Origin of the sequence: Thalassotalea sp. G2M2-11 (assembly GCF_017168195.1) — a bacterium.
GTDB lineage: Bacteria > Pseudomonadota > Gammaproteobacteria > Enterobacterales > Alteromonadaceae > Thalassotalea_E.
Genome location: NZ_JADNYL010000002.1, coordinates 150031 through 162708 on the forward strand (window position 1 = coordinate 150031; position 12678 = coordinate 162708).

At 40.2% G+C, this 12678-nt stretch carries 11 protein-coding genes; 1 reads left to right on the forward strand and 10 read right to left on the reverse strand.

Annotation, left to right across the window (positions count from 1 at the left end):
• Positions 1-21: 21 nt before the first annotated feature.
• Complete coding sequence (locus IV514_RS06560) at positions 22-450, forward strand: Lrp/AsnC family transcriptional regulator (protein WP_206484168.1); 429 nt, start codon at positions 22-24, stop codon at positions 448-450.
• 65 nt (positions 451-515) lie between these two features.
• On the opposite strand, the gene IV514_RS06565 is transcribed toward IV514_RS06560, so the two are convergent.
• From IV514_RS06565 to IV514_RS06610, 10 genes are all read right to left on the reverse strand, one after another.
• Entirely contained in the window at positions 516-1172 is a 657-nt protein-coding gene (locus IV514_RS06565; protein ID WP_206484169.1) for an SdpI family protein, read from the reverse strand.
• Complete coding sequence (locus tag IV514_RS06570; protein ID WP_206484170.1) at positions 1169-1453, reverse strand: autorepressor SdpR family transcription factor; 285 nt, start codon at positions 1451-1453, stop codon at positions 1169-1171. The genes IV514_RS06565 and IV514_RS06570 overlap by 4 nt, the downstream gene beginning before the upstream one ends.
• A gap of 162 nt (positions 1454-1615) precedes the next feature.
• Entirely contained in the window at positions 1616-3085 is a 1470-nt protein-coding gene (locus tag IV514_RS06575; RefSeq protein WP_206484171.1) for a serine hydrolase, read from the reverse strand.
• 37 nt (positions 3086-3122) lie between these two features.
• Positions 3123-5723 carry a TonB-dependent receptor gene (locus tag IV514_RS06580; protein WP_206484172.1) on the reverse strand — a complete coding sequence of 867 codons (2601 nt, stop codon included), beginning with the start codon at positions 5721-5723 and terminating at the stop codon, positions 3123-3125.
• A gap of 108 nt (positions 5724-5831) precedes the next feature.
• Positions 5832-6614, reverse strand: a complete 783-nt coding sequence (locus IV514_RS06585; RefSeq protein ID WP_206484173.1) for an SDR family oxidoreductase — start codon at positions 6612-6614, stop codon at positions 5832-5834.
• A complete protein-coding gene (locus IV514_RS06590; RefSeq protein WP_206484174.1) occupies positions 6607-7797 on the reverse strand; it encodes an MFS transporter in 1191 nt (396 codons plus the stop codon). Before IV514_RS06590 ends, IV514_RS06585 begins: the two co-directional genes overlap by 8 nt.
• Before the next feature lies 1 nt (position 7798).
• A complete protein-coding gene (locus IV514_RS06595; RefSeq protein ID WP_206484175.1) occupies positions 7799-9631 on the reverse strand; it encodes a hypothetical protein in 1833 nt (610 codons plus the stop codon).
• Positions 9624-10586, reverse strand: a complete 963-nt coding sequence (locus IV514_RS06600) for an NAD-dependent epimerase/dehydratase family protein (protein WP_206484176.1) — start codon at positions 10584-10586, stop codon at positions 9624-9626. Before IV514_RS06600 ends, IV514_RS06595 begins: the two co-directional genes overlap by 8 nt.
• The gene (locus IV514_RS06605; RefSeq protein WP_206484177.1) at positions 10583-11503 is read right to left on the reverse strand and encodes a bile acid:sodium symporter; all 921 of its coding nucleotides are present in this window, start codon (positions 11501-11503) and stop codon (positions 10583-10585) included. The genes IV514_RS06600 and IV514_RS06605 overlap by 4 nt, the downstream gene beginning before the upstream one ends.
• Before the next feature lie 108 nt (positions 11504-11611).
• Positions 11612-12598 carry an AraC family transcriptional regulator gene (locus tag IV514_RS06610; protein ID WP_206484178.1) on the reverse strand — a complete coding sequence of 329 codons (987 nt, stop codon included), beginning with the start codon at positions 12596-12598 and terminating at the stop codon, positions 11612-11614.
• Positions 12599-12678: the final 80 nt, after the last annotated feature.

Here is a 12678-nt window from a genome sequence, read left to right on the forward strand (position 1 = left end):
AGGCAATAATAAGGGGATAAAATGCTCAATGAAAAAGACGAAGAGTTGTTATCGATACTGCGATGCAATGCAAGAGCAAGTGTTTCAGATATCGCTAAAGCCCTTAATGTTTCTCGTACTGCCATCCAAAAGCGCATCAGTAAATTAGAAAATAACGGCATCATTAAATCGTATACCGTAGAGCTAGGTCAAAATTACACCCAAGACTTAGTGAATGTGAATGTATCATTGAAAGTAAAACCCAATAAACGCAATAATGTTTGTATTGCCTTAAGAAAAATACATCAAATTGAGTATATCTACTCGATTAGTGGCGATTATGATTTATTGATGACCATAGCCGTACAAACGCTGGCGCAGTTGAGTGATATTTTAGAGCAGATTTGTAGTTTACCTGGTGTGGAAAGAACAAATTCGTCAATTATCTTAGATACGATTTTTAAACGTTAATTGCATTGGTATAAGATACATTTCACCAAGCTTGCCATGAACAAGCTTGGCGTTAGAAATATAGATTAAGAGTGATGATCTAGCTGTTCATTTCGCCAAAGCCACCAGGAATAAATCGTTGGAAAAATAGCTGCTGGCAACACAACCGCAGTAATTAAATACCCTAATGCATCATTAGGGATAAACCAACATAGTAGTGCAGTTATTGCACCGGCAATGGTAATTAAGCGCCCGCCTAAACGGTGAGTTTTGCGCCATACATTTTCACTGCTCAAGGTCCAAGGTGTTCTGATCCCGATAAAAAAGTTACTTCTTGCTTTGCTTAAGTAGTTACCGATGATCATCAATGCTAAGCCTACGGTAAATATCACCAACAGGTGCATGGAAAATGACAGCCCAGCCAACAATGCCAAATAGCCTCCTTCCATCACAGAAGCAAGTAGCACTATGGTCATACACACCGCATTAATCGCCTTAGTGGAATGTGCTAAATTTGTCTTTCTTGGTTCGATATATTTTAAAATAGCTAATAAGCCAATGATAAAAAAAATCATTAACGGAGGAGCTAACAACGCGAGATCGGCATTCACCATGCGATCCACTTCACCATCAATATTCCAGTGTATAGGTAGTTCAAGCCCTTGCGGAAGATTAACAATCACCACACCAGAAACCACAAGTAAGATAACACCAATAAGCAAACTTAATTTAAATATATTCATAATGACTCCTTATCAGATTGTGGTTGCTTACCAAAAAGGTTGAACAAACCACTCATCAAATCTTCAACAACACTGGTATTTAACGAATAAGTAATGGTTGTCCCTTGCTTTACGGTAAACACTAAATCCGCTGATTTTAATACGTTGAAATGCCCCGATAATGTCGATTTTGCCACGTCGATTTGTTCAGAAATTTCTCCTGCTGACATGTCTTTCTCTTTTAATAGTGCAAGAATTTCACGCCGAACTGGACTGGACAATGCTTGAAATACATCTGACATACTATCCTCCTCCTTCCCACCTTATTTCGTAATTTAGCGAATTTACGAAATTAATTCAAGCCTTATTTCGTAATTATACGAAATAAGGCGTAACTAGCGTGTGAATAAGTGAGATATGAGAATTGAAGATACAACTGATATCAATAAAAATAGGTAAAGCCGTTACCTACTGTCTTTCATCTTGAGGCTGTTTAACTGACCCAACAGATATGAAAAATTCTCTCCTTTGGGATAATTTCCTTTCGTCCAGCCTAGGCGAACAAAGACCACTTGCTCAGAAGGGATGATCATCACAGACTGTCCTCTATTGCCGTTCATCGCATAAGCGTCTCTTGGCAAAGATGGCCAACGTGAATCAACTTCACCGTAGTTTAACCAAAACTGATAACCATAGCGTTTATCATTATTACTGCGATTAGGCGTTGTGGCATTCCTTATCCACTCTTTGGTTAACAACCTCTGCTGATTCGCTTTGCCCTGATTAACACTTCCTTGATTTAACATGAGTAAACCTAAGCGCGCCCAATCTCTTGCTGAACCATACAAATACGAACTACCAACAAAAACACCACTTGCATCGGTTTCTAACACACTGTTTTGCAACCCTAACGGAATAAAAAGCTCATTAAATAAAAAGTTAATCGCACTTTGTGTTGAATGACCAAACTGCTGATGGATAAAGCGCGCAAGTAAATTTGTGGTACCTGAAGAATATGAAAAATGCTCTCCTTTTGGTTCAATAACTGGGCTTGCCATTGCAACCTCTGAAGCGCTGTCTGCGGTAAATAACATATGGGTCGCATCACTGCCTGGCGCATAGGTTTCATCAAATGCGAGCCCCGAGCTCATTTGTAATAAGTCCTGCAAACTAATCTGCTTGCGACGATCTTGTTGCCACTCTTGAAACAAATTATCGCGATCCATCGACACCATTCCTAATTGTGCCATTCGCCCCAGTAACATCGCCGTGACACTTTTTGTCATTGACCATCCCAATAGCGGTGTTGATGGAAAAATACCATCGCTATACGCTTCTGCAATGATTTCTCCATTTTTTACAATGACCATGGCGCGAGTATTCAACTCATTAGCATTATCTTGTGCAAGTAACTGTTTAAGTACCTGTTGCATAGTTGGCGCTATGGTCTCGACACTACTTCCTTCAGGCCAAGGTTTTGTTGAATCAGACAATGGCGGCGCAGTTAATGACACTAACGATTTTTCGGCGCTATTTGATGTATTATTTTTTCCATTCACTAAGCTACAACCTTTCGCCTGAGTATATTGCGCTTTTACGGGAGCCATAGTGAATAAATTCGCCTGAGTAAATTTTAACTCATCGTCATAGTGTAAATTCACCCAGCGCGTGACCGGCGAATAGCTGGCTAAATCCTCCGCTATCTGTTGTGTGGAAAAGCCACTGATATAACGCGCTGAGCAGGCCAATTTTGCCGTTAAGCTGGTAGCCACTTTTATAGCATGGCCGGTATGCCATAAAGAAAAGCCTAAAGTATATGGCGCTAGTATCGCGATCACCGCAACACTAATCGCAATCGTGATTAACGTTTTTTTAAACATAGTTATTATTGTGAGTAAATGATTGAATAAAGCAAAGGCTTGAATAATTTGCATTATTCAAGCCTTAATAGTTAACGTCTAATGCTCTATATTAAAAAGAGTATTTAACATCAATACCACCTTCGATACCCCGGTTGATCCGGCCATGCGGTACTCCTAAAACATCGGCAGCATAACCACCAATCGACATCATATAACGCTTATCTAATAAGTTTTTACCCCAAATGCCTATTTCTAAACTGTCGTCTTGAGAGGTCCAAGAAAAACGCGCATTTAAATCTTCACGATCAATAAAGTAAGCATCTATCGATTTTTTATACTCTTCCAAACCTGCTTGTTTATCATTAACATTTTCGACAAAAACAAAATCGACATGTAAGTTGGTATTACCTAAGCCTAAATCAGGGATCCAGTTTATTGTCGCGGTATAATTAGTTGCCGCATCAATTGAAGTTTTCTGCGCTTGAATTAGCTCACCTTCACCGTTATAAAAGTCAGGTGTAAAGGTGTCGGTACTTCTAATTTCAGAGACTACACCTAAGCGAAGGTTTGGCGTCACATTCCAACGAATATCAAACTCAAGCCCTGTAATTTCACGATCTTCATTAATAATGGTTGGCACCGCTTGTAAACTATCAGGCGTTTTTGATGAAATAGGATGTTGTAAGTTATCAAGCTCTAGATAATAACCACTGACATTAGCCACGACTTGATCCCAAAGTACCGCTTTATAACCAATTTCATAGTTAGTGGTTTCTTCCGGCTCAAATGGCTGCTTGCTCGGCGTCAGTGAATCAAAACCACCCGATTTATAGCCAGTTGAATATGAGGCAAAGATCATTTGATCATCATCTAACTGATAACTTGAGACTAGACGCCCCGTTACCTGCCCCCAAGAATCTTTCGCTGCTAAATCTACTTGCGGGAAGATAATATTATTAACCCCAGGACGTACTTGCGCAAAATCTGTTTGAGGTATAAACCAACTAAAGTCTTTCTCATCATTGGAGTAGCGTAAGCCACCAATTAAATGCCACTTATCACTGAGTGAATAATCAACATCAGCGTAGACGCCCCAGTTAGTAAAATCACCGGTGTTGGTAATTGTTTCACGCCAAAACTGTCCCGAGTAACTTGGACCAAAAACTTCAGGAAAACCCATCGCTTGCGCCACTATGTCATAGGTTAAATCACCAGTTGCATCGACAATATCACCAGATAAAGGCGCACCCGGCATACCAATAGCAGCCATAATATCACTACCAAAGCCCAGAACATTCAATGCATTGGCCCATTCACCACTGTTCCATAAATGGTTTAAAGGAAAACCATTTAATTGATAAAAAGTATCAACGGCGCCAGCGAAGGTAACTCCAGGGCCAAAAGCTGCTGCGGCATGGGCATCAGTATTACCACCTATAGTGTTGGCAACCTGTTCTCCAATTCCCATTTTGATCTGATTATTTAATTCTCCAGTGATCAACCTTGCTGCACTGTCAGCCGTTACCGTTAAATGCGTGACTTGTTTCACTTTCTCTTTCGAGTATGAAAAGCCAGCAACCGCATTAATATCATTGGTCAGGTAGTTAAACTGGAGCTCTGAGTATAGGATGTCAGAATCTTCATGATTAATAGTGTCAAAATAGCGAGTGATATCCGCTGTGCCATCTTCATCCTGACGATTAAAAGTTTGCCACTCTCGATAACTTACAATATATTTCATCGACAGTTCATTATTAAAGTCATGCGTTAACTTGGCAATAACTCCCGTCATATCACGCGTTTCTTTGCCATCATCAACATCATTTTCAGCTTTTGACTTAAAAGGATCGCCCTTGCTATATGAATATTCACTGATACCAACGGCCATTGATGGTGCTTGATTAAGGTTATCCCAATCATAGGAGAGTTGAAAATGTGTACTTGGCGAAATATCCCATAACATGGCAATGCGGGCAGATTCATGATGAACTTCGCCTAAGTCCCATATCTTATCCGACTGATTCCACGCAGGCTTGGCAATATTATCAACAATGCCGTCTTGTGATGTGGTGATATAGTTTGCTCTAACAAAAACATTATCACTTGCTGGAAGGTTAACCATGGCTTCATAACGTTGCAAATTATCTTTACCAAACGTGCCTTTTACAAAGCCCTCAAATTCTTCATGAGGTGCATTAGGCAATACATTGACGACCCCCATCGCCGCATTACGACCAAACAGCGTACCTTGAGGGCCTTTTAACACTTCAATACGAGAAATATCAGAAAACATCACATTATGAGCAGCTTGCGGCATGTAGACATCATCAAAAAAAGAAGCGGATGATGGATCACCACCGACACTTATCGTTGAACTTTCGATACCACGCATCTTAACCCCATCCTGCGTCATGGTACCGTCACCAAATTCAAAGCCTGGAATAAACTTATCCACTTCACTTAATAACACAGAACCACTTTCTTCGACTAATTCAGCGCTCACCGTACCCACGGTAACCGGCACTTTTAATACGTTTTGCACACGCTTTTGCGCAGTAACTGTCACGACTTCCACACTAGATTCTGCTTCAGTATTATCCGCTTGTTGTGCAATTGCAGCGACAGGCATAACTAACGTGCCAGCTAATATCGCTTTAGTGATCACATTCAGTGATACCTTGTTTTGTGTCTTATTTGATTTGCTATACATAACATTAGCTCCCCTAACTCTCATTAATACTTATCGTTGTTTTTATCATGTTGTCATTATTTTATGTGTATTGTTGGCAATATGCTTACTCGCCCTAGCTACTCATCATTAAGTAAATTCTTGTTTAGCGCTTTTGGTCATCAATTTCAAATAAATACTAGGCACCAATGCATTCAGCCAATACGCTATTTTGGCTACCTTACCCAGATAAAGTTTTCGCTGTTTTTTCGCCGTTGCTTTGAGTATTTTTTCTGCGGCAATATTGGGCGCAATTTGCTCACCATTGGTTTGCTTTTTCATGGCGCCAGGCGATGAAATACCGCTATTGACTTGTGCGGTGAGCTCAGGTCTGGATTTAACAAATGATGGACAAACAACTGTCACAGACACATCTGACAATTCACTTTCAAGTGATAGAAAAAAACCTTCCATTGCGTGTTTACTGGCACTATAAGCTGAGCGACCATACAAAGGTGCGTAACCAGCGACACTGGATATCGCGACAATTTGCCCTTTAGTTTTCAATAAATATGGCAAGCACATACGTGTGAGTTCAACACTAGCAGTAAAATTGACGGCCATAATAGTGTTAAAGGTTTGTGCACCAAGCTGTTCAAAGGTACTCATATGAGTGATACCGGCATTATTAATTAACACATCAATTGCGCCGAAGGTCTCAATAACTTGTGTGACTGCCGCTGACAGCGCCGAGTTATCAGTAATATCAACTTGTAACGGTAACAATTGCTTATTGGCTAATAAGCCCTCAATGTGTAAATCTAATGCGGCTATGTTAGCGCCTGTTGCAAGTAACTGTTCAATGAGTGCAGCAGCTAAACCACCTGCACCACCGGTGATCACAACCGTTTTGCCCGAAAAGTGTTTATGCATGTTCAAATCCTTGTAACTGCCTGATAGCTGTGAGCAAGTAAAAACAACTAAGCGCACTCAAGACAATAATTAATGCCATCACTTGCAGTGCAATACTTGGCGAATACACTTGTGCAATCCCTCCGGCTAAGATACCGCTAAGCGCCGGCACACATTGACTGATAATACTGTAAAAACTCATGATCCGGCCTCGATGGAACTCAGGTGAGTAATGTTGCAAGCCTGCGACAATAAAACTCACCGCAATGCCTCCGCATGCGCCAGAAATCAGTAAGGTGATCACAGAGAAAGCTAACTGTTCCGTAACACCTAAATAGGCAACACCACTACCGGCAATAAAAATAGCAAACATCAAGGTTTTACCTAAATGCCCTTTATCTTTAATACCCATTGCGATGACGCCACCAACAATCAACGCGATAGCAATTAAACTTAAATAATAGCCTTGTGCTATTTCACTTAAGCCTAGTTGGTTTTTCGCAATCGACGGCAGTAACACTTGCATCGGCCCCATCAGTAAATAAGTTACCATCGCAAGTACAAGAAAAGGCGCGGTTAATGACGATGCTTTAACAATCTCTAAGGTATGAGCAACTTCTTTGAACACCCCTTGAGTGACCTTAGCCTGATGAGCAATCTTTAAAGGGATAAGGATTAATGATGACAATGCAAATAACGCCCCTGCACACATAAACACTGCTTGCCAATCAAAATTTACTTTCACTTGTTGAAGTAACATAGGGGCTAAACCAAAACCCGACATCACCATTAAATTCAGTGCTATCGATGCCCCCGCTAATTTTTTTCCCTTAACATAATAAGGTAAAGTAGCAAAACGAGCTGGGGCGACAAACGACCAACCAATGCCAGAAAATAATGCCGCCATCAATAATAATGATTGCCTGATGGCTAATTCACTATTGGCAGCAAATGCTAAAATAGCAATGCTAATAAAAAAGCTGTTCTGAGCAACAAGGAGTACTTTTCGCGGCGAATAACGATCGCAATAAGCACCAGCAAACCACCCTAAAATCAATGGTGGACCAAAACATAATCCATAGCCAATGCCTGCAAGCGCACTAGAGTCAAACCACTCAAGCGCTAAAAAAATGATCGAATAATTGACCATGTGCCCAGCAATAAACGCCAGTAAGCACGAAATTAAAAAGCTATATAATGGCATATTAATTAGCGTGTTTATTGTGAGTTAAGCGATCATTGCGATCTTTGTCTGAATCAACATTAGGTCGAATGCGGATCAGTGTCGGCTGGGCGTCTTCAATATGCCAACTGGGAAAACTTGAATTAGTGGTAAAAACCTCTCCAGAAGGTGCAATTTCAACATCACGAGTAAAGGATACCCGTTTAGGTAAGGGATAATGTGTCCACTTTTGTTTATCAATTTCATAACTATACAGAGCATCAGAGGTATTACCGTTTACCCAAACAATATCGCGTTTTTTGTCAACATTAAGTGAATATGGCGTCTCACTACCCGCAGGATAAACCGGCAATGGATATTGAGTAAAAGTTTCAGTATTAGGATCAAACTTAACGATCATCGATTCAGGAAATGCGGCAATCCACAAATTGCCTTTTGAATCGCTTCTTAAGCGTCTAGGCCCAATAAATGGCGTGTCATACATAGTAACTTTTAAGGTTTTATGATCAATTTTCCCAATAGAGTCGGCATGTAAACGGGCAAACCAAACATCGCCATTAGGCGTGAGATCAATTCCATAAGGTAATGGTACGCCGGTTGATTTTTCGTCAATTGAAAACCAGTTAGCCAGTGGTAAGCCCCAATCCATTAATTTTAAAATAATGCCCATCCCTGACACCGTCAGCTTTTCTCGGGTACTTCGATTGGGTAAATCGAACATAGTAAAGCGTTGCGCTTTACGATCGAACATCGCGACTTGATTAGATAATGCCATGGTAAACCAGACACGATCTTGCTTATCCACCCGTAAAGTATGTGGATAATAACCTTCATCCATAGGGTGATTAGTGAACGTTTTAGTGACCGGATCAAACTCCACTAATCGTTGTTGATAAGAGGTAGTAATAAAAATATGGCCATCTATCGGTGATTCAGCAAAAGAGTGAACGCCTGCAAAAGCTTCATGCTTAGGAAAATCACTTAACCGCTTCCCCATCAAGCCACCATGTTTATCGGATTGTTCTCGTTTTAATTTATAAACAACAAATTCACCCGTATTAGGATTAATTTCATACAAACGATCTTGTAAGTTATCGCCGACATACACTAAGCCATTAGAGTGATAAAGTAAGTCATGCATCTGGGAAAACGCATCACCGAGGGGCCATTCGGTCATTGCTGTATGCTGTAAATGCTTTTTCCACGGAGTGCCTTTAGGGATCAACTCAGGATTGTTATACAAACGTCCATATTCATCAGATAACAATTGAGGCAACTGCTCTTGTGCCTCGTCATGTAATCTTGAACCATAACCAATCATACGATAAATCACTTTTTCCCACTGCTCTGTTGGCCGTGGACGACGGAAAAAGTGCGAGCCTTGTTGGTGACAAAAACCACATTGCATAATATAACTTTGCTTGAGTTTCTCATCATTATTTAAGTTTAGCGCCGCCAACCAAGTATTTGCGGGTCTTGACTCTGCACGAGCTAATACATCGTTAAACAAATGCATCGCGATAGTTTTATTCTCACCTTGCGCTAGAACAAAAGTTACATCCCGATACTCTGGTTTACGTAACCTGACACGTACGGCTTGTTCATGATATTGCTCAAAGGTTACCTGCCCTTGCTCATCGGTAAATAAGGTAAAGCTGGCATCAGAAATATTGACAATGTGCTCTGGCGGATAACCTTGATCAGATCTGTCTAAGGTATGCCCCTGCACAGGAGTTTGCATCACCATCACATTCGCTAATGGCTTACCCGCGGCATTGGTAACGGTAATGGTTTTAGCTGATAGCGTATTAATACCGCATAAAAATACCAGCATTAGTGGTAAGAACTTACTCATGTTCAGCTTCCTGTTGATGTGCAATAAACGCCGCCAACGCTTGCAACGAAGTGTATCTGGGCTGATGTTTAAACGTTGATTTAATTTTATTATTCGCTAACACGGGACGGTATTTAATAAACTTGACTTGTTCAGGGCCGTATTGGGTTAAACCCAAAGGTTTGGCAACAGCCAGCACCGCTTGTATTAAGAATGCGGGTAACGGTAAATATGTTTTATCTAAAATATTGGCAATTTCTTTGACACTCAGCGTGCCATCACCCGCAATATTGAATTCACCGATCAGATCAGAATTAAGCCCTTCGATTAGATAATCAACCACATCTTCTGACCAAATAAAATTAAAAGGGCCTGGATAACCCAAAACACCGGTGAGCATTTTTTGGTTAAAAAAATCAACGATAGGACCAGAAAAATCAGGACCTAATATGGTACCGGGACGAAAAACAATTTGCTTAAGCTCGGGATGCTGTTGACGATATTTCGCCATAATCGCTTCAACCTTCGCTTTATGTGCGGAATAAAAATAATCATTATTGCCCATAGTGGGGCGAGTCTCTGAAATTTCATGAATATTTTCAGGATAATAGCCATAAGCAGCGCCACTGGTGGTAACAATAAATTTCTCGACACCAATACCAACACTGGCTTCAAGCAACTTTTCAGTTGCGACGACATCAATTTGATACGCCTTTTCCCGAGGCAGTTGCGCCGAAATTTGTAAGATTGAGGCTAAATGGATGACTTTGTTTGGTTTAATTTGCTCAACCCATTGAATAAAGTCGGGCGTGCTAATATCCATCATTTGATAAGTGACTTGCTGACTAGCCTCTAACAAGTGAAACGGCGAGTCTTTGATATCCGTGGCGAAAAGTTTAATCTTTGGGTCTAACGCTAACTTTTCAATTAACTTGCAACCTAGGCTTCCTGCTGCTCCTGTAACTAATACTCTCATGAATAACTCTTACAAATAGTAGGGTTGGTAGGCTCTTTCCACCCATTAAATAACAAGGCAACAACAAGGCCTGAAGCAATATGCCAAGTACCCCAAAATGCACAAATAAGCGCCATGCCAGGCTCCGCATTAAATTGTGTAAAAACAATAGCAATTGCTAAAGACGAATTTTGCATACCAACTTCTATCGTCGTGGCTTTAATATCACGCACCTTAAGCTTGGCGTACTTACCGGCAGAAAAACCAAGCAAAAAAGCAATCGCGTTATGGATCAGCACTAAGGTAAAAATTAAGCCAAAGTGACTCATAAAAGCGTCTTGATTTCGATAAATAGCGACAAAAACAAATGCAAATAATGCTAAGAGACTAGTGACTTTCAAAAGCTTATGTAATGGTTTAGCAAACTTAGGTGCTAACTGTTTCATCGTCAGCCCTAACAATAACGGCAAGGCTAATATCAGCACTAAATTAATAAATAACGCGGTAGCGCTGACATCAATTGCCGTCATTAAGGCTGAGGTATTAGGATTAATCGATGACCAAAAAACAAAATTAACTGGCAACATAAAGGTAGCAAGCGCACTAGCAGCAGCAGTCATAGAGATTGATAATGCCGTATTACCTTTGGACAAATGGGTAACAAAATTTGATATTGCACCTCCGGGACATGAGGCTACTAAAATCATGCCTAATTCAATCCCCGCAGGTAGATCTAGCACTAAAGTGATCATGGCAGTGGTTGCTGGCAAGGCAATAAACTGAGCTAATAACCCAGCAACAATAGCTTTAGGCATTTTTAAAACAGCTTTAAAATCACGCCATTGAATATCGAGCGCAACCCCTAAAATCATGCTTGCTAGTACGAGACTTAGCAACCATTGACTGTTTGCATCATAATAAACTTGCCCAACTTCCATAAACTCGCCATCAATTATTTAACTACTACTAATTTAGAGTAGCTAATAGCAAAAGTAATGACACTAGATGCCAAATAAATTGGCACATGAAGTTAATAACAAATGTTATTAGTGCTGCTCTCGATATTGTTTAGGTGTTTGACCAAGCCAACGTTTAAACGCTCGTTGAAACGAACTTTGCTCTGAAAAGCCCAGCATTTGTGAAATGTAAATAATTTTAGTGTTAGTGTTAGTTAAGTAACTAATGGCAAGCTCTTTTCGAATCGTATCAACCAGACTACTAAACGTTAACTGATGATCGCTTAATTTTCTTTGCAAAGTTCTCACACTCATTTGCAACGATTGCGCAGCATCTTCAATTTCAGGCACCCCTAATGGAAGTTGATTCCGAATAAATTCGGTAATAATTTCAACGGGTGATGATTCAATTAAGCTATTTACTGTTTTCGCAGCATGTGCACACAATAAATCATTCACTTCAGGGTTGTATTTAGTTAAAGGAATATCTAGCACAGACAGCTCTACTTCAATCCCATCAAAATCACTGTCAAACACCACATCACAATTAAAATATCTTTGATAAGCACTTAGCTCTGTTTGACAGCTATGACTAAAATAAATACAACGCGGACGAAAGCTCTGATTACATAACTGCTGAGCCATGGTTGCCCAGCCAGTGATAATTTCTTCCACAGTATGATGACTGCAGCGATAGGCAGGCAACCATTTTAAGACCATGACGTCTTGTTTGAATTCCTGCAAAGGCGTGCCTAAATTTCCCACTAAGCCCTGAAACTTTCGCTGATTTAACAAGGCAGCTTTTAACGTCGGTGATGTATAAGCAATATAACCTAATATGCCCCAGCGATCTGGTTCTATCGCTTGGCCAAACTCAAACCCAATGGCACGTTTGTGCAATGATTTTTCCGCATAATGATATAAACGCTCATATTCACTGGTATTAATTAACTTATTGGCTAAATTTAATTGTGACTCAGATAAATGAACCTGCGCTAATAACGTGACACGATCCATCCCTTGTTTAGTCAAAAAATTAATCAAGGATTTAACGGTATCAACAGAAACTTTAGCCATATCATTTGAGCAATGAGAATAAATAGAGCTTCATTATAAGATGATGTCTGCAGTGAAGTAAAAACATTAAAAACCTAGTG